Annotated in this window: 14 protein-coding genes; 4 read left to right on the top strand and 10 right to left on the bottom strand. The window is 63.6% G+C overall.

The features are described from left to right. Position 1 precedes the first annotated feature (1 nt). Positions 2–907, top strand: a complete 906-nt coding sequence (locus FPZ11_RS17455; protein ID WP_146322303.1) for an FRG domain-containing protein — start codon at positions 2–4, stop codon at positions 905–907. 56 nt (positions 908–963) lie between these two features. On the opposite strand, the gene proA is transcribed toward FPZ11_RS17455, so the two are convergent. Next, positions 964–7632, bottom strand: a complete 6669-nt coding sequence (proA, locus tag FPZ11_RS17450) for an anti-phage protein ProA (RefSeq protein WP_210415910.1) — start codon at positions 7630–7632, stop codon at positions 964–966. 232 nt (positions 7633–7864) lie between these two features. Here proA and FPZ11_RS17445 point away from each other — a divergent pair, with 232 nt between their 5' ends. The 3 genes from FPZ11_RS17445 (at position 7865) to FPZ11_RS20010 (ending at position 9152) form a co-directional block, all read left to right on the top strand. After that, entirely contained in the window at positions 7865–8431 is a 567-nt protein-coding gene (locus FPZ11_RS17445) for a nucleotidyltransferase domain-containing protein (protein ID WP_246846364.1), read from the top strand. Then, positions 8431–8766 carry a HepT-like ribonuclease domain-containing protein gene (locus FPZ11_RS17440; RefSeq protein WP_146322302.1) on the top strand — a complete coding sequence of 112 codons (336 nt, stop codon included), beginning with the start codon at positions 8431–8433 and terminating at the stop codon, positions 8764–8766. The genes FPZ11_RS17445 and FPZ11_RS17440 overlap by 1 nt, the downstream gene beginning before the upstream one ends. A gap of 206 nt (positions 8767–8972) precedes the next feature. Further along, a complete protein-coding gene (locus tag FPZ11_RS20010) occupies positions 8973–9152 on the top strand; it encodes a DUF1801 domain-containing protein (RefSeq protein ID WP_246846362.1) in 180 nt (59 codons plus the stop codon). Here FPZ11_RS20010 and FPZ11_RS20005 read toward each other — a convergent pair. From FPZ11_RS20005 to FPZ11_RS17400, 9 genes are all read right to left on the bottom strand, one after another. Continuing rightward, the gene (locus tag FPZ11_RS20005) at positions 9137–9283 is read right to left on the bottom strand and encodes a hypothetical protein (protein ID WP_246846360.1); all 147 of its coding nucleotides are present in this window, start codon (positions 9281–9283) and stop codon (positions 9137–9139) included. The two genes, FPZ11_RS20010 and FPZ11_RS20005, sit on opposite strands and share 16 nt — an antisense overlap. A gap of 28 nt (positions 9284–9311) precedes the next feature. Then, complete coding sequence (locus FPZ11_RS19555) at positions 9312–10055, bottom strand: GmrSD restriction endonuclease domain-containing protein (RefSeq protein WP_246846359.1); 744 nt, start codon at positions 10053–10055, stop codon at positions 9312–9314. Between the two features lie 22 nt (positions 10056–10077). Beyond that, complete coding sequence (locus FPZ11_RS19550; RefSeq protein ID WP_210415909.1) at positions 10078–11421, bottom strand: DUF262 domain-containing protein; 1344 nt, start codon at positions 11419–11421, stop codon at positions 10078–10080. A gap of 84 nt (positions 11422–11505) precedes the next feature. Continuing rightward, on the bottom strand, positions 11506–13653 hold the full coding sequence (gene brxL / locus FPZ11_RS17425; protein ID WP_146322301.1) for a BREX system Lon protease-like protein BrxL: 2148 nt from the start codon (positions 13651–13653) through the stop codon (positions 11506–11508). Positions 13654–13663: 10 nt separating this feature from the next. Beyond that, the gene (gene pglZ, locus FPZ11_RS17420; RefSeq protein WP_146322300.1) at positions 13664–16153 is read right to left on the bottom strand and encodes a BREX-1 system phosphatase PglZ type A; all 2490 of its coding nucleotides are present in this window, start codon (positions 16151–16153) and stop codon (positions 13664–13666) included. Beyond that, positions 16150–16422 (bottom strand): virulence RhuM family protein, encoded by a 273-nt coding sequence (locus tag FPZ11_RS17415; protein ID WP_146322299.1) that lies wholly within the window; start codon positions 16420–16422, stop codon positions 16150–16152. The genes pglZ and FPZ11_RS17415 overlap by 4 nt, the downstream gene beginning before the upstream one ends. Beyond that, entirely contained in the window at positions 16415–16891 is a 477-nt protein-coding gene (locus FPZ11_RS17410) for a hypothetical protein (protein ID WP_146322298.1), read from the bottom strand. The genes FPZ11_RS17415 and FPZ11_RS17410 overlap by 8 nt, the downstream gene beginning before the upstream one ends. Further along, a complete protein-coding gene (locus FPZ11_RS17405) occupies positions 16884–17837 on the bottom strand; it encodes a BREX-1 system adenine-specific DNA-methyltransferase PglX (protein WP_146322297.1) in 954 nt (317 codons plus the stop codon). Before FPZ11_RS17405 ends, FPZ11_RS17410 begins: the two co-directional genes overlap by 8 nt. A 102-nt stretch (positions 17838–17939) precedes the next feature. Then, positions 17940–19079 carry a tyrosine-type recombinase/integrase gene (locus FPZ11_RS17400; protein WP_168203896.1) on the bottom strand — a complete coding sequence of 380 codons (1140 nt, stop codon included), beginning with the start codon at positions 19077–19079 and terminating at the stop codon, positions 17940–17942. Positions 19080–19154: the final 75 nt, after the last annotated feature.

Genomic DNA, 19154 nt, shown 5'->3' with positions numbered 1-19154 from the left:
GATGGCCACGTACGACGCCGGCGAGCTCTTCGGCCCGTGGGAAAAGACCATCAGCGGCTGGGACGGGTTGCTTGACGAGATCAAGTTCATTTCGAACGTCTACCCAGGCAACTCGTTCGTCTGGCGCGGGCAGTCAGATGCGGCCTGGGGCCTGAAGAGTTCTCTGTATCGCTCGCTCGAGACGGAACTCGGATCCCCACCTTCCGAAGAGCAACTCATCGCGGCCGAACGCAAGCTCCTTCGGCTGGCACGCATCGACTGGCGGCTCGACGGCATCCCCGCGCTCCAACTCTTCGCACGGCTGCAGCACGTCGGCGCGCCGACGCGTCTGCTCGACGTGACAGCCAATCCGTTGATCGCGGCCTGGTTCGCCGTGTCCGGCAGCGGTGCAACAGATGACAAAGATGCCCGGCTGTTCGCCTTCGTGAACAACCGGCGGCCGCTGCAACTCAACAGTTCGTGGAACACGAACACGCCGCGTTGGCATCAGCTCCATACCGACGAGCATCGCCGTGCAGTCGGCTGGGGAACCGGACTCGGACGCAAGATCTGGCGTCCGCCGGCCCTGCATAATCGGATACCCGCCCAGAACGCAGCATTCATCGTGGATGGGATCCCGCTCGACACCGCTGAAACAGGGCGGGTTGTTCCGGACGAGCCGTCACGGTGGACCGTGGAGCGGCTCCGCAAATACATCTCCGTTCCGTTGAAGCTCTCAAGGCCCCGGGAGGGTCGACTTCCCAAAGAGAATGCGCCGGTCTTCACGTACCGCATCCTGAGCAGCGGCAGGAAGGAGATCCGCCACGAACTCGAGGAGAGGTTCGGCTTCAGATTCGCCACGATCTACGCGGATATCGAAGGCCTCGCTCAGTACATGCGTGAAACGAACTGGCTCGGCGAGCTCTGATACGCGGGTCGAGGACTCGGCCGCATCAGCAGGAAGGGCAGAGCCTCTTCTCCCGCTCAACTCCGCCGTGCCCCAACCAGCACTCCGTTCGCAAGCCGCTCAATGCGTCCGCTGCTCACCGCGAAGCGAACCGCGTCGTCCAGGCGCGCACCGATCGACTCGGTGATCCGCCGCCCTCCGAAGAGTCCCAGAGCCTCGCGCTTGAGCGATGCGTCGTCCATGCCTCCGCTCAGGTCGGCGGCGATGCGCATCGCGTTGGCGATCTCTACGAGCGAAACATAATCGATCGACCGCTGCTCGCCCGCGCGCACTCGACGAACCAGGTGCCAAACGTCGGGGTCGGTCTCCTCTGGCCACAGGAATTCCTCTCCCGAACGGGGCCGGAACTCAGCGGGAACGCAGCGCAGAATCGACCTGGCCCTCGCTTCGTTGACCCTGCCCAACCCGAAGGCTCCGGCAACCATGCGCACCAGCCGTTCCGGATGCACCGGACCTTCGGCTGCGACTGCATCCCGAATGGCGAGCTGAACGCGTGCACTCGCGTGCACGCGCGGCAACTCGTCGAGAACATCGACCGTGCCCAGAGAACCGGGAGCCCAAGGGTCGAAGTCAATCACCAGCGAGTTGCCTGCGTAGTAATCCGCCGGTCCGCTTGCCACGGCCGATTCCATCGGATGCGCAGACGCCAGGGCGTGCGCTGAAGTATCGCTGAGCGCGGAACCGCCCGACGCGCCGTTTTGGCCTAGCGAGGACAGCGTCGAGAACGACGGAGCCGCCACGAGCGCCTCGACCCCATCGGTTTCGTCGTTGCGCGCCCCATTCGGCGCGAGCCACGGATCGACCGCGAAGCCAGCGGGTTGCGCTGGTACGGCGGCTGCGGCGGTGCCCGCGTGTTGCGCGCGCTCTACCGCGCGTTCCAGGTTTTCGAGCACCGTCTCGCGTGCCGCCAGCCACTCCGGGAGCCAGACTCGTTCCACGTCCGGCCAACGCATGATTCCCTGCAGCACGTCGAGCGGCAACCCGTCTCGATCCGCGACCGTGCGGCGGGCACGCCAGGCAGGCCCGTCCAGCAGCACGGCGACGAGCGGCTGGTTCGGGGCATCCGCCGTCGCGATGCTGATGTCGACCCGGAACTCGGAGAGGCCGACGTCCGTCGCGACGGCGAAACCGCGCATCCGCAGTTCATCGGCGATCTCGTCACGGTGCCGATCGATGGCGGCCCGCCGCCCGCCGTCGCCTGCGACGGAATCGGCGCCGCGTTGGGCGAGCTCAAGGTAGGCACGCAAGTGCTTGAGCCCGATCGAAGCGGTCTCGCCTGTGCGCAACTCCTTCGGATCGAAGCTCGAATAGAGCACCACCTGGCGACGGGCGCGAGTGATCGCGACGTTAAGCCTTCGTTCGCCACCCGCCCTCGACAGAGGACCGAAGTTCAGGGGCACGACGCTCTTCTCGTTCGCGCTGAAAGCAACGGAGAAGAGGATGCAGTCGCGCTCGTCTCCCTGCACGTTCTCCAGGTTCTTCACGAACAGGCCATCCGGCTCGTCGAGCGCCCTCACGATGCGTTCCACACCGCTGTCGCGCAGCAGATTCTCGATGAGATCGCGCTGCTGCGCGTTGAACGTGATGATGCCGACGGAGGGCGTGACGTCGGCGGATGCCTCGAATCTGCGCCGCACGTCGTCCACGATCGCGCGTGCCTCGACCTGGTTGGTACGCAGCAGCTTGCCGCGACCCGACCGCTCGAAAACCCCATCGACGCGGACGAGCGATATCCCATGTCCGTCGTGGGTCGCGGTCGCCCGTTCGTGCAGAGGCGCTGGGAACGACGACAGCCGGCTCTCGTAATAGTGCTGGTTGCTGAACAGGATCAGCGACTCGTCCTGACTGCGGTAGTGCCATGACAGCCACTTGCTCGGCACTCCCGCCTTTGCACACTCGGAAAGGATCGACTCCTCATCGACCACGGCGTCCGGTGCCTCGTCGTCGTCATCGACGCCGCCGGATGCTTCGGCGAAGCTGGTCGGTGGCATCTGTTTGCTGTCACCGACGACGACCACGGACCGGGCGCGCCCCATGGCGCCGATGGCATCCGCCACTCTGATCTGCGATGCCTCGTCGAACACGACCAGATCGAACACATCCTGGCGAGCGGGAAAGAATCGCGCAACCGATTCGGGGCTCATCAGCGTGCACGGCATGAGTTGCGTGATGAGATCTCCGAAGTTGTCCAGTAGGGCGCGCACGCTCATGCCGCCGCGTTGGCGATCCAGCTGGCGACGCAACAGGCCGATCTGGCCGTTGATCGCGTCCGCGTTGAACGTGCGATGACCGAGCACCTCCGCGGGGATGGCGCGGGGCAACTCCGAACGCACTGCGGCAGAGCTCCCGGTGAACCGGTCGATCGTCTTGAGGTGCGCAAGAGAATCGAAATCGGCAAGACCGCTGGCCACGCCGCGCTCCTCGACGGATGCCTGCGCGATCCCCTTGTCCAACGCGAGCACCGCATCCTCGGCGGGAACTTCGCCCCAGAGAAGGGCCTCGCGTGCTCGCCCGAGTCCCGCGGCGCGCAAAGGTTCGAGCGCGTGCACGAAGTCCAGCCAACGGGTGAGTTGCATGGCATCACCGAGTGAGCGCGCCGTACGCGTCTCGCGCCACATGTGCAGCGGCACACCGGCTGACCAGACGAGCGCCTCCCCACCGTACAGAACGGGAGCAAGACGCGAACGGGCATCCGCCAATGCGTGCAGCTCTTTCGCCAGAGCGCCGGACTGGGTCGCCGTGTAGTAGCGGCGAAGGTCGACGACGTGCTCGGTTTTCAGCGGCCGGTCGGACTCTGCCACCTGGCCCGGAGGAGCGGCGATCTGGCTCGGTTGCGGCTGGGCGGCTGGCGCGGGAATGCCGATCGCTCGCGTCAACCAGGCGAGCCAACCGAGGCGGGTGCGAAGGGCATCCGCCTCGCCTGGAAGATACGGATTGAATGCGGCTGCAATACCCACGGACGGCACCTGTTGCGCCGACGCCACGTAAGCCGCGATGGCACGCTGGGATTCGGCGAGCGCGCCCGTCAACGCCGACAGGGTCTTCAGATCGATCGTTTTCTGCTCGACGAGCAGGAGGTCGGCGATTCGCTCCAGCACGGCGCGACGACGTTTCTTGCGGCCGAAGAAGCCGGAATCGTCGGCGGAGATCGCCTCGGCATGAATGGCAGCGACGTCCCGCCCGAGCACCTCCGGCCGCACCGTCGACGCCCATGTGGGCGCCACAGCGAATACGTCGAGTTCCGTCAGTTTCTCGGAAAGGAACGCCTGCCACGCGGGCGGCGCGATCGCGTCGAGTGCCGTGAGCTCGAACCGAGGAGCGCCGGTCAAGGTGACCCAGTCAGCGAGGCCGGAGCCGTCGCCAGATGTCGCGCGCTCCAGTGCGTCGAGGTCGAGTCCGGCCGCAAGTGCCTGCTCGAGTGCAGCGTCGAACGCGACTGCTGACGACAACAGCACCCGCGGCTCGACGGTCAGGTCGGACCCTCCGTCGACGAAGCCCCACGGATGCCGCCTGCTCGGTCTGGCGAGATCGGCTGTCGCCGGCAGTTCACGCAGAGCACGCCGCAGTTCCTGCACAGCGTCATCGCCGGCTGACGCCACGAAGACAGACGGGATCTCCAGTTCCGGCACCGAGGAATCCGCAGCGAGGAGGGTCGTGCGTGCGCCGTAGAGCGAGTGGCCGACGGAGTTGGGCTCATGAAGCCGTTCCGCGTAACGCGCGAGGGCCCGGCGGCTGGCAGATGCCACCTCTCGATTCGCGGTGAGGCTGTCGGTGTCCGCCCCCGCACGCAGCTCGAGCGCAGTCTTGATCTGCGCGCGAACCGCAGCCGGACGCGCGCCTTTGTCGTGCAGGTCGAGCGAGAACGCACCGAGCCCCGCGGCTTCCAGCCGCTGCTTCACGACGTTGAGTGCCGCCCGCTTCTCGGCCACGAACAGCACACGCTTTCCTGTGGCGAGCGCCCGGGCGAGAAGGTTGGTGATGGTCTGGGACTTCCCGGTGCCTGGAGGTCCCTCGAGAACAAAAGTGTTGCCACCCACTGCCGCGGCGACCGCCTCGATCTGGGACGAGTCCGCGGGCACGGGCAGTTCGGATCCGAGCGCGTCCAGGTCGAGATCGGCAGCTTCAGAGACCGGGTCCGCGAATAGTTGCGTCGGGGTCTCGATGAGGTGCTTCACGAGCGGATTGCTGGCCAGCGACTCCCAGTTGTCGTCGAGGTCTTTCCAGAGCCGAAACTTCGCGAACTGAAGGATCGCGAGGTCGACCGTCTCCTCCACGCGGAACGGCAGCCCGGCCCTGACGATCGCGGCCCGCACCGCGCTGAAGGTCGCTGCGAGATCGATGCCGGAGGCATCCTCGCTGGGATTCATCAGCTCAGGAATCTCGAGGTGGTGCTCGGTGCGCAGCCGTTCGACGAGGCAGTAGTTCGGCGTGGATGTCCCGGCCTCGTCGATCGCGAGCTTGTACCAGGCACTGCGGCTGGGGTTTTTCAGCGTGACGGGCACAAGCACGAGTGGCGAGCGCACGTCGCGATCACCGGCTCGCCAGTGCAGCATCCCGAACGCAAGATAGAGGTTGTTGGCGCCGGTCTCCTCGACGATCGTTTTCGCCTTGTAGGCGAGGTACCGCAGCTTGCTCGTGTACGAGGCTTCGGTGACCTCGATGTGCGCCTCACGCTTCTCCGCGAGCTGCTGAGCACGAGCGTCCTCGTGCAGGTCACGGGCGAAGCGGATGCCCCGAGCCCGATCGATCTCCTGCACGCGGTCCGAGGGCAGCAGAGTGATCGGCACGGCAGCGTTGATCTGATCCTCGAAGTGCGCGATCGCTTTCGACGGCACCGCGAGTGAGTATCCCGATCGATCGGTGTAGTTGATGAGCTTGTTGCGCAGGCTGAGATCGAGCAGCGAGTTCTTCCACTGCGTGACGCGCGGCGGCACCGACGTCGTCGCGGATCCGTGCGTCACACCCGTGTAGTGGTATGGCTGAATGGCGGCGCGCTGCGCGGCTGCGTAGGTCGTCACTGTGACGTTGCCGTCGGCATCCACGGTGCGGCTGGGCAAGGGGAAGATGTGGGATTCACGCGCCTGACGGACGTCCACCACACCCACCAGCCGATCGCCGCCGAGCTCGATGAACGACGGGACCGGCGCGCGGCGGGCGGTCTCGAACGGCGCGGACTCCGATCCCCCGCACACCATCGTGGTCTCCAGCACACCCAGCTGGCCGAGCTCAACGCGATTCACTGCGTCATCGACGGTGGTGGTCGCTGTCTCGCCGAGGGACCCATCCGTGCGCCAGTATCCGAGGAACGCATGGCCGTCAGCTACCCACAGCGTCGGGTTGATGCCCACTTGCTCGAGCGCCGCTGCAAGCACCACGGTCGTGTCGAGGCACGTTCCCAGCCTGCCGACGAGCACCTCCTCGGGCGTGCGGACCTTCTGCCCTTCAGTGCCCCAGCTGGCGGGCGGCTCGGCGTAGCGAATGTCTCGTGCTCGCATCGCGTCATAGACCGCCGCAACGATCGCATCGACGCGTTCCGGCGAACCGGACTGATAGGCGTCGAGCGCACTCGAGCCAGTGGATGCCTTCAGCCGGTCGGACGCGTCGCGCACCAGCTCCTCGACGACAGTCGCGTTTGGCTGCACGTGCGCAGCCAGCATTTCAAGGCCGAGCTGCACCGGATTAGCGATCCACTGGTTGTGCGCCAGGATCCGGACCTCGTGCGCTGCCGTTCCAAGCACCTTTCCGGATGCATCACGCGCGGTCACGCGGATCTGGCCGCGCTGCTGTGTCTCGACCATGAGCATCCGCGCCGGGTCGAGCACGAGGTCGACATCGTGCAGGGTGGTCGTGCGGCGCTCCCGCTCGACGCTGTCGGCGAGGTCCGCGATCAACACTTTCGGCCCGCCGAGGGACCCGATCTCGCTCACCACGTCGACCTCGACGGTCGCGGCCCGTGCCTCGCCTCCCAGGTTCTCGATGACAATCTCGTCGACCACCCCGATGCGAGCGTGCGCCATGGCGTAGCTCAGGAAGTCTTTCGCGGCGATCTCGATGCGTGCGGATTCTGCTGGTCGAGCCGGCGCAGATTCCTCGTGGGCCGGTTCAACGCCAATGTCCGAAGCGCCCTCTGACACTTCGACCTGGGCGCCCGAAGGGGCTGAGACGGATTCAGGCTTCGATGAAGCTCCAGGCTGTGGCATCCCGTTGCTCACCGACGCGTCTTGTGCGGGTGTGTCCAGCGGGCGTACCGGCAGCACTTCGTCTTTGAGAGCACCCAGCTTCTCGGCCTCGGCCGCGGCACCGATGAGGTCAACGAGCTGGAATGCTGTATCAACCGCACGAAACGCCGACTGGGGCGTGAACGGCTCGTTGTGCGCCCAAAGGTTGCGCACCTGGCGCAGCTCGCTCGCGTACGCCTTCCCGACGCGCGGAAGCACATTGTCGAACGGGAAGCCGAGGGGACCGAGCCGCTCGGTGAGCGCCCGGAGCTGCAGCGAGGGATCGTTCACCGAGTACGCACCGAAACCCCGCCCGCGGTCTTGGTCGAGCTTCTGAATGATGGCCACCCACTGCACTTCGGAGGTGTCCAGTCGCGCAGCAATCGTCTTCGCGATGAACGGCTCCAGCGCTTCAGCCATCACGGTCAGCGCCTCACCGACCTTGGCGTGCAGGGTGATCTGATCCACGTCGATCTCCTTCGGGCAATACACAAAGCCGCGAGCACCACGGCACGCGCACTGCTCACCCAGTCGCAGTCACAGGGAGCCGTCTCCGAGTGTATGAGTGCCGGGAGACACCGGGGTCTGCCGCGCGAGTAGACGAAGACCGGAGGGGCGCAAACTCATGCCCCAGTTCGAGGGGCGACGACTCGTCGCGCAGAACGACGGGCGCGAACTAGCGGTGGGCAGCAGGCTCCCGGTGGCGAAACTCGAGTTCAACAGGGAACGGACGATCGCCTTCTTCGGGACGCTCAGCGAGTCGCGCCCCGCGGTGGCCATGGTTCCTGTCGATATCGCGCGATATCGTTGTCGTGTGACGACGCCCCCTTCCCTTCGCGATCTGCGCCGCGCGGCCGGCATCTCCCAACGGGAGCTGAGCCGTCGCTCCGGAGTGGCGCAACCCAATATCGCCGCCTATGAGACGGGGAGGCGAGCGCCGGCGCCAGAGACCCGCGAACGGCTGATGCTGTCGTTGACGATGCCCACCGTGAGCAGTCTCCGCGAGCAGCGCGACAGCATCCTCGAGTCGGCCGCGGCCCGCAAGCTAACGGATGTTCGCGTCTTCGGCTCGGTCGCACGGGGGGATGCTCGGGCGGCGTCAGACATCGACCTCCTGGTGCACCCCGCCGACGATGCGAGCGTGTTCGATCTCGCCGGCTTCATGGCAGACGTCGAAGAGTTGGTCGGACGGCGAGTGGACGTCGTGTCTGATCGAGGGACTGGCCCCACCATGAACCGCATCCTGGCCGAAGCGGTCGCGATCTGATGAAGGCCGACGACCGCACTGCTGCCGTGCTCATCGATCTCGCTCGCTTTGCGCGCAGCGCGCGGCGCGTCGTGGCGAGGGGACATGAGGTGTTCGTCGATCGCGACGACGACGATCAGCGCCGCATCGCCCGCTCACTAGTGATCGATCTCTCGGCGGCAGCAGACCGCCTGCCCGAGAGCTTTCGAGCGGCGCATTCCGACGTGGACTGGCGGGGCATCCGGTCCGTGCGCAACTTCGTCGCCCACGACTACGACGGCACCGACGAAGAGATTCTGTGGCAGGCCATCGCCGGCGACTTCCCGCGGATCATGGCGATGTTGGGGGTCGAGTAAGGAACCTTCTCCTCGCGCCACAGCGGAGCCCACGGCAGACTGGGTCGAAGCACCGCTCGATCATTCGGATCACCACCCCGAAGGAGAGACGTGATGATCGGCAAGTCGTTCAACGACGAAGAGCGTGCCGCGATGAAGGCGCACGTGAAGGAAGCGAAAGCCGCGCGCGAAGGCAAGGATCCCGAGCAGGCCCCCTCGAGGCCATCGTGAAGATGGCGGACGACGATCGCGCCATCGCCGAGAAGATCCATGCGATCGTGCGCACCGTCGCACCGAACCTGACGCCGAAGACGTTCTACGGATCCCCCGGCTACGCCCGCAACGGCAAGGTCGCGATCTTCTTCCAAGACCGCGGCAAGTTCAAGACGCGCTACTCGACGCTCTGATTCCAGGCATCCGCGGCCCTCAACGACGGGCTGATGTGGCCGACCTCGTACGCGGTGCTCGGGTGGTCGGACGAGGTGGAGGCGCGGATGACGGACTTGACCAGGCGGGCTCCGGGGTAGCGGCGGGACACTGACGGGCCCTCCTTGACTGCGTCCGCTCTACTCGTCACCATCGCCGAGCTGGTACTCATACGCCTGTCGAACGAGGCCAAGGAGGTAGTTGAAATCCGAGTTGGCTTCGAAGTGCACTTGAGTCTCGCCGACTCCCCAGTGGCCGATCTGGCTCACATCGCGAGCGACGCCGCGTTCGTCACGGAGCGCGGCGATCGGGATATTCAAGACGAGGACAAGTCGAGCGGCCTGCGGTATGACATCCAAGAACGTCGTGTCGGCGGTGAACGACACGCGGACCTTGAGGAACTCGACCACGACTGCCGGGTCGAATGCGAGCACCTCCTCGCTGAGGCGCTCGAACTGGGCCCTGCGCTCGGGGCGTAGGAGATTCGGGTGATCTTCGATGGTTCGCTCGGAGTCGGCACGCGGTGCCTGATACATCGCAAGTATCTCTGGTGAAACGTCCGGCCGAGCCCAAATCTTGAGTGCTTCGCCGGCCAAGCGAGCGGCGCGCGCCTGAATTGTCGGCTCGTTCCAAGCCTCAAGTGTGCCGATGCCCTGATTCAGACGAAGTGGGCTCTCTCGAAAACCGCCGGTCATGTCTCGCTTCTCAACGAATGCGCGATCAGAGTATTCGGAGTTGTACCCGGTGAGCGTGAGGTTGCCGAGAGTGTGCAAGTACCTGGCCTGAATCTCGGCCCAGTCGGGTCCGAGATCTTCCCGCCACTCGGGACGGAGATCTTCGTTCTGCGGAAGGATGTGTTCGATCGTGTACTGCTCGGTCGGCACCGGCTCCTTTCGTCCGAAGTTCTCAAGCGAGCGGAAAAAAATAGGAACGACGCTTGAAGTGGTACGCGTCGAAGGTCTTGAGCTTCTCCTCGAACTCGCTGTCGGTCGGGAAGGCGCGATAGCCCTGCAGCCGGAGGAACTGGGCCCTGATGCTCTCGAGGTAACGGTCCTTGCGGATCGCGCGTCCGAAAGTCTGGAAAGTCGTGTTCAGTGAGTTTGTTGCATAACCGGTGACGGCGCGGCGCACAATATACGAAATGACAAGCCGAACAATCTCGAGTAGTTCTTCTGCTGTGATCACTCCGAGTTCGTAGTCTGTGTACGCCTCTAGGACGAAGGGGTACACGACATCGGCGCGGATCTGAGCGAGTTCATCGAGCGCCTCGTGGAGTCCGGAATGCTGCTCTCCGCCGAGTGCGATCGCGGTATAGCGCTTCGAGTACTCGCGGAGTTCAAGAACGACCGCGTCGATACCCTCGCCATGCTTCAGCCGACCTGCGACATAGTCCTTGAACGAGTCGTAGATGTCATCTACACGTGGAATGCGACCAGTGACAACCGTCAGGTAGTGGCGGACGAACTCATCGAAGACTCCATCACGCCCCGAACCTGCGAAGTCCAACTCCATCGGTCGCCAGTAGCTCGTCCAGAGGCTGGACTGATCCGAAGCCGGAAGATCCATGAGAACGAAGTTCCGGATCAAATCTGCCTGGGAGAGCTTCTTGCCGGTCGAGTTCATCGCCTCGAAAACGAGCTGAGGATGATCGACCCCAAGTTGGAGATGCACATCGACCACCTGGAGCTTGTCGAGGCCCCGACAGACAACGGCCAGATCAGTCTTCGGGTCGTTCAACTTCTCATGGAAGTACTCGAAGTTCGCGAGCACCTTGCTCGCTGAATCGCGAGGCGCATCCATTCCATCGAGCACCGAGAAGAGAGCTTCCCGGTCGCCCTGCGAGAGCAACAGGCGGTAGCGCCGCTCGTCGGTCTTGAACCGGTTCAGCAGATACGACTCGCGAATCTCTTCCGGTGAGAAGCCTTCAACCGGCTCACGCTGCGCACCGGCTTCGCCGTCAAGACGTGCCGCCAGAGCGGCGAGAATGAGGCTCACCGTCGTGACACGCTGCTGACCGTCAATGATGAGGTTCGGCGACTGGCTCGTTTGCGTACCGGCCGCCTTTTCGACATAGACGACGGAACCGGTGAAGTGCGCACCGAGGGTGCTGTTCTCACCAGCGCGCACAATGTCCTTCCACAACTGCTTACACTCGGCCTCACCCCAGGCGTAGGCACGCTGGTAGATCGGCACCTCGAACTGGCTCGTAACCTTGAGCAGGTCAAGCAGATTCGTGTCAACGGCCTTCACGGTGCGTCCTTTCGGCTTCGGGGCGAACAAAGAAGCCCAAGTGGTAGACGCCGGAGCTACACGTATGGGTTGCGCGCGCGAACTTCAACGGCTGGCCTCCCCGCGAATGTAGGTCACGCCGAACGCCACGAGCTGGCGGAACTCCTGCCGCCGCGCGGCAAGGTCGAACTGACTACCCGATCCCTTTTGGAAGATGTCGAGCCCACGCCCGAGGAGGATCGTCCAGCCGTTGTCGGCGCGGATCGAGCGGTCGTGGATCGTCTCGTCCCAGGCGACGGTGAAGTTGATCCCTGCGGCAGCAGCGCTCTCCTGGATGTCATTGAGCATCAAAAGATGCGCTTGCTCATACGGTCCTGTCTCGGCCTTGGTTACGAGCGTGACGCTGACCTCGTCAGCCGCGTCCTTCGCGGATGCAAGCAACGCGAGCAAGTCGACTAGGTTGCGCCCTTGGTGGGGTAGCCGTATGTAGGGGTCGACGATCGTCAGTTCCGACGCACCCCGTAGATATGGAAGCAGGAGTGAGTCGTAGGAAACGCCTCTCTGGTTCTCCAGGAAGTCACGGTGTCCCTCCAACAAAACAACCGCGTTGGGCACCGCTTCGGTAGTCGACACTGGTTCCGAGGCAGATGCGCCAGCACGATCGTTCCTGTGGCCGCCCGCATCGCCGGCCTCGGCGCTCGAGTCATCCGCTTCACGCGGAACGCGTTGGTTGTAGTAGGCCGGATATTCGTCTTCTTCGAGCGTTGTGACGTCGTGCCATGTTCCGCTGTTGTCCGAGTATCTGAACTTCACGTTCGACATCGTGGAGTCGATGCGCAGGATCTGATCCTTGACGCGTTTGCGGCCCTCGATCGCAAATCGAAGAATCTCTTCAATCTCGTCTCGGGTCGCTTCTTCATGCGGATAGATGATCTTCATCAGGCCCGAGAAGGTCTTGTGGATGCCGTCGCGGTCGCGGGTGGAGATCTCGCTTCCAAGCTTGAAATGCGCCGTATAGCGGTCGGAGAAGTCCAAGTTCCGCATCGACCTCAGCACCTCGGCGATGTAGTCGACGACGAATCCGTAGCCGTCGGAGAACATCTCGCCGCGGATGGTGTCAACCTCCCACCCCGGGATGTAGTGGTGCAGCCTGTCGAGGTAGGCCGAGTCGTGGTAGCTCTCGGGCAGCTCGTCGAACAGGTCGGAGTGCTTGAGCATGTAGGGCACTGTGTGCGAGGTGTTGCCGACGAAGACCATGGATGCCTCGGCGCCGAGGGCCTCGACGCCGCGGGAGAAGGACTTGTTCGCCATGTAGTTCTTCATGATGTCGACCAGCGCCTTGTCCGCGCGCTTCTTCTTGCCTGCGAACTCGTCGAAGGCGACGACATCCCAATAGCCGACCAGACCGATGCGGCCGTTCGAGTTGTTGACGAACAGCTTCGGGACAGTGACCTCACCGCCGGAGATGAGCATGCCGTGCGGAGAGAACTCCGAGAAGATGTGCGACTTTCCGGTGCCTTTCGGCCCCAGCTCAACAAGGTTGTAGTTGCGCTCGACGAACGGGATGAGACGCACAAGCTGGATCAGCTTCGCGCGCCGGCCGAACATCTCGGGGTTGAAGCCGATCGACTGGATGAGCAGGTCGATCCACTCGTCGGTGGTGAACTCGCGCCGTGCGGCGAGGTAGCCCTCGAAGTCGAAGTTGGAGAGCTGGATCGGCTTGATCGAGCCCAGGATCCACGGGACGAAGCGCGGATCGTCACTGTGGAAGTACTCGATGTCGCAGATGCACCACACGCCCCCGGTGAGGAGCTTCGGGTGCGCCTTGATAGTGACGGGTTCGACGAGCACACCCTTGATTCCGAGGTTCGCGAACTCCGCCTGGTAGACGTCATCCTTCTCGTTGAGTGTGACAGCGACCCTGTCGATGACCCGGTGACGCCCCCGCTCCCGAATGGTGGACTTCACCAGCTCGGACTGATTCCGGTGCACGTAGTGATCGGCGAGGATCTTGCGCACTGCGTCGATGCCGGCCTGGATGGTGGCCTCGTCGTCGGATGCTGCATACTGGCCGAGCAGGTACTCCAGCACGTATGTGGGCACGATCGCGTTGCCCTTGACCGCCTTGACTAGATCCTTGCGGACCACGACGCCGGGGAAGAGCCGGTTGATCTTGCGGTCGAGGTCGGATTGCACGCGAGGCGCGTCGGCCTCGGTGGATTCCTCGGTACTGCTGCTGCTGTCGAGACTCATCGATCCCTCCTTAGAAGTCGAAGTCCGAGGCGAACGAGCGCCGGAGCGTGTAGAGCGCCTTCTGGTAGGTGCGCCACTGGTTGGTGTTGGGGATGCGCTCCTCGAGGCGGAACTCCACGCCGCGGTTGTTGAATGCGTTGGCGTCCTGACTCAACAGCATGTTGGCGTTCTGGTAGCGGTCGCGCTTGTCGTCCGACTCCTGGTCGAACGTCAGCTCCGGCTGGTTCGAGATCAGCGTCTCGCCGACGTACAGGCCCGCACGAACGGTGCGCGGCTGCACCTTCTCGCTGACCGGCTCGGACTGGAACAGCTTCACGACGAGTTGACCCGTGGTGATCTTGTCCGAGTCGGGCAGCACCTCGATGTGAACGAGTCGAGTGTCGCTGCGACGCTTCTTGTTGATGGTCAGCACTGGCACGACGATCTCCTGGAGGGATGCCCCGCCGTGCACGAAGCGGGACCCCGCGCCGGGGAGTCGGAGCCGATGGATCGACTTCGGAATCTGCACTTCGAGGTCGCTGTCCAGCCCGAGTTGCGCGGGCTCGAAGGTGCGAAACGCGTTGTCCTGCTTCATCCCGCGCCCCAGCACATAGCGGCGGTTCGTGGTGACGATGTCGTCGCCCTGCGGCTGCGTGGAAAGGTAGAAGGCGTCGGCAAGCGCCGTGTCCTGGAAGAGGAAGCCGTGGTCGGCGGTGATAAGGATGTTCGTGGCATTGGCGTTGGTCAGCCGCTTCACCAGATCGACGAGTTCTCGCAGAGTCGCCTCTGCGGCTTCGAACACTTGCCGCTCGGTGCCCGCTTTGTCGCCGGTCGCATCGATGCGGTTGTGGTAGATGTACAGCACTTGGTGCTGGCTGTAGAGGTCGCGCAGCTCGTCACGAGACAGCGCGAACACATCCTCGGCTTGGATTGCCTTGCCGTCGACGGTGCGGAGAATCTTCGTTCGGTTCGCAGAGCCGTCGGTGCGCTTGCCGTCGACCAGCACGGGATCGCCGTCGTCGGAATGGCCGATCGTACTGTGAGGCAAGAGCGCAGCCATGCCGAGCTGCGTGTAGCTGGGGAGTACGCCCAGCATGGCGTCGAGCTTGGCGTCGAAGCGGTCTTCTTGGCGGATGCGCGTGCCGAGTTCGTCGGCGACTTCGTAGCGCAGGGCGTCGGAGATGATCACCACAGCCTTGTTCCGGCCACCTTTGGAGATCGGCTCGACGTGCTCGGCGTAGAACGCGGTTTGCGGGCGCAGCACGGCCGACTGCCACTTGTCAGCTGTGTCGACGTGAGGCTGCCAGGCGTTGCCCAGCCCGAACAGGAACTTGTTCGTGTAGAACTTCTCGACCTCGTCCCGCAGCTCCTCCAGCGGCTTCGAATGCTCGGCGGTCCGCGCCGCGTACACGAACTGGCGGTAAAGCTGATCGACCCGGTACCACTGGCGCCGATACCGGTCCAGCCCGTCATCGAACGAGGAGATCGTCAGCGCGAGCGTAGAGAGCTCGCCCAGCAGTTCGGATCCGCTCTCAATGGCGGTGTACAGCTTCCGGTAGTCGTCGACCCAAATGCTGCTCCTTCGCCGGCGCACGACCTCGGCAACTTCCCGGGCGGTGACGGTTCGCGCTACAACTTCTCGGGCGAGATCACTGATGATTCTCTGATCGGCCTCCTCGAACAGATCGTTTCCAACAAGGTCTCTGAAGTCGGTGTTTTCGATTGTGTCGGCGTAGTTCGTGTCGGCTGCGACGCGCCCGGCGAGGACTGCAAGGGCGTCTTCGCTGCGCCGATCGAACCGCAAGTTGTTGAAGTCAAGCTGGATGTTCCGCAGGCCGCCCGGGCTGTCACTGCGGAAGTCGTTGATTGCCTGCTGGAACATCCACAGCACGAAGTCGTCGATGGTCGGCTCGGTCGACGTGTACCCGTATATCTGCGCGACACCAGCCCAATAAAACTCGTCGAGCTGCTGGTCCACAATCGCCTTGAGCTTGACGGTGCCTCGTGCCGCGTTTTCGACCAGGAGCGCCCGGGTCAGTTCAAGCAGGCTGTGCTGCTGCTGGCCGAGGAGCACAGCCGTCATTTTCGCACGTAGCCGGTCCGGGGTGTCGTCCAGTTCGAGAAGCGCCTTGAGCGCCTGAGTCCGCTTAGCGGCACGGAAGAACTTCTCGTGAGCGCGGAGCATGTCATCGATCCCGGCGGCCGTGAGGCCGAGGTCGTTCTTGATGAGCGACGTGCGGTCGGCGGTGAAGACCCCGTATGCGAGTTCGAGATCGAGCAGCCAGTTGGCGGTGCCGTCGGGCGTGGGACCTACCCGGTAGACGAGGACCTTCGCGTCTGTCTCCTGATGAAGCAGGCGGTTCTTGACCCCGTACTCGTTGTTCTCGACCCGGACGATCGCGACATCGGTCAGTGCGAGGCTGTCGAGCGCATCGCTGTATTCGCCGTCAGGGTCACTCCAGAAGACGACTCGCTGCCTGTCGAATCGTTGCCGCAGGTGTCCCGCGACTCCCTCGCTCATTCAGAATCCCCCAGCTGTTGCTCCGGTTCACACAGTGTTTGGGCGTTGGCCGCGCCCTCCCGTCGAACTACAAAGTCACGCTTTGTAGTTGAACGCTCTGTCGCATCGTCATCAAGCATCCGACGCATAATCTGACCGATGTGCTGCAAGGCGTTGCCCCACAAATCGGCCATCTCGGAGGGGGTTGACCACAGTGTCCCCTCGGACGCATGCATCTGCATCTGCGTTCCCCCGCCCGCGTCGTAGAGGGTGACCTCACCGCTACTCATCGCTCCTCTTTGCTGATGACTGGGACCCAAGCGCCGTGCCGCGGGACCGAAGACCAGCCATGGCACGCATCTCAGCCTTGGCAAGCCCCTCACGCAGGTCAATAAGAGATTCGACAGGGATTCGCCAGTCTTCGACATCGACGACCTTCGCTATGCGATCGTCCAATTGTCGAACCGCACCCAACGCCGCTCGAGCATTCAAGGAAGCCGCGAAATGCTCCGTGAAGAACTTCCGATGTGCGTCATTCGATACCTCAGCCAGCAAGGTTGCGTCCATGCCCGGATATTGGACATTTGATGGCCCCGTCCGCGTCGCGTTCCACCTTTCCAGAGCGATTCGCGCATCACGCACAAGTGTTCGTTCTGCGCGGCGTTCTCCAACAATCCCGCTGATCCAGGGACTGACAAACGCGCCCAGTAGCGCTCCCAGCAATGCAAGCAGCGGCGTCAACCACCACATGTCAGTCACCTGCACCCGCCTCCAGTCCCGGAACCTTCTTCAAGGCGGCACCGAACTTTGGGTAGTTGGCCTTAACACCGTCGTCGAGGTCGATGGCGATCTGCTGGGTCGCAAGCGGGAAGAGCACGTCGTGCTCGTATTCATTCAGCTCGACCAACACGCTGCGAAGCCGATCGGCCTCTCGCGCGTTGTTCGAGCGCTCCGACTGAGTCAGGCTCGACTGCAGCTTGGCCTGGAACTCACGCAAGTACTCGTTGAGCACCGTTGAGACGGTCGACGGGCTGTAGCGGTGCATGTAGATCAGTGCGTTGAAAGAGCCCTTGGGACTGGAGAACAGCCAGTAGATCGGGCGCTTCTTGTAACGCTGCAGATGGTCGTCGTAGAACTCCGACGACGATCCGCGCCCTGTGGTCTTGATGAAGTAGTCACGCAGACCCTTCACCCCGAGGGTCATGGTGACGAATCGCAGGTTCTCCTCGAAGTGCTGCTCGCCGAAGACCACACGCAAGAACAGGCGTAACCGCTCCACGATGTCGTCTTCGAACCAGTCGCCGTCGACGATTGGAATGACGTTGTCCTTGTCCGGGGCAAAAGACGGGTTCGGTATCTTCGCGTAATAGTCCTGTAAGGTCGTGCCCTGGTCGCCGAGGATCAGGCCGGGCAGGTCGAGGCTGTAGCGGCCGAACATGCATCCCACGGCGTAGGAGATGAGGTCCACGATGACGGACTTCGCAAACAGCGCATCGCGCTCAGCGGGAGTCTTGTTGGGCCACCGGAACGCTGAATTGTTCGTCAGCGAGATGCGTTCGAGAGGGACGTCGGAAGGAACCTCGTCCTCAAGGCCGTAGAGTTTCGCGACGGCTTCGTTGTTCTCAATCTCCAAGCGCTGTTGAGCCCGGGAGCGTTCTGCCCATTCGTCTCGATGCTGTGCAACGGTCTGTTCAAGAGTCTTCAACGTGATGCCTAACAGGAGGTTGCCGAGATACCGATTCGAAGGCTAGTCGGAGCCCAGAATCAGTGAGGGTAGCCATCGGGGTAGCCAATGAGCGCTCTCAGACTAGCCGTCGAGTCCGACCATCTGGGCGGATGCCACGAGCGCTGCTCTGCTCCGTGTCAGATCCGCATGGAGGTAGGCCCGTGTACTCACCACGGTGGAGTGGCCGAGCACGGCACGAATGGTGGTCTCGTCGCTCCCGTTTGCGAGCAAGAGAGTGGCTGCGGTGTGGCGAGCCTCATAGAGCAAGGGCGGGCGGGTACGGCCATCCGGAAGAGTGACAACGATCTGTGCCCGCTCGGCAAGCTCGTACCACTCCTGCCGATCAAACTCCGGCGATCGCGGTGCGCCGTCCTCACGGGGCCACACCAACCCGTGCGGTGACGGCGGTGCAATCTGGGACCACGCCTTGAGAGAGGTGGCGAGCGATGGGATCAGCGGAATCACCCGGCTTCCAGCGCGCGTTTTTGGACGGACAAGATGGTAGGCACCCCGCAGCTGACGGGACTCGAACCCACGCGGAACACGGAAACCACTCGCCGGGTTCCGGAACTCCACATAGGGGAGCGCCTTGAGCTGCCACGCAAGCGTCATCCTCTCAGCATCGAGATCGACCATGTCCCAGGTGAGTCCGAGCGCTTCGGCCGGACGCAGGCCCTCGATGAGCGCGGCCACCCAGCGGGACGCGTCGGGTCGCTCAGCCGACACCGCGAGAATTCTCATCGCGTCGTCCACGCTGAGCGCTTGGCGTGGTGAAGTGCCCGCTCCGGGGCTGCTCGCTTCCCGTGAGCGTTGAGGAACTTGATGGCCTTCGGCGACAGCATCGGCGAGGAGTTTGCTGAGCACGGCATGCGTTCGTTGCATCGTGGCGAGTGCGAGCCCCTTCCTCGCTTGAGCGGCGGCAACCCTCCGCACGTCAGCGGGAGACAGGGTGTCGAGCCGCAGATGCCCGATGGTCGGGACGATCCACCGATCGACCGCCGAGCGATCCGACACGAACGTGCCCGGCCGCACGACAAGCTGTCGGCGTGCGAGCCATTCGTCGGCCCACCGCTTGAGCGTGATGTGGGCCAACGACGGCGCCGAGCCATCGAGTAGAAACTTCCGTTGCGCTTCGATGAGTCGCGCCCGAACCGCCGGCTTGGTCGTGGCCTTCAGGGTGATCCGTCGCCGAGTCCCGTGGTCCGACCACCCCGCTTCCACGACTGCTACCCATTGGCCTCTGGAATTCTGGTATATGGAACCTGTTCCCTTGCTGCGTTGCCTCTTCATATGCAA

This window comes from Humibacter ginsenosidimutans (assembly GCF_007859675.1).
GTDB classification, from domain to species: Bacteria; Actinomycetota; Actinomycetes; order Actinomycetales; family Microbacteriaceae; genus Humibacter; species Humibacter ginsenosidimutans.
Note: the sequence above shows the minus strand (reverse complement) of the source record. Positions and strands in the feature narration are given on the sequence as shown.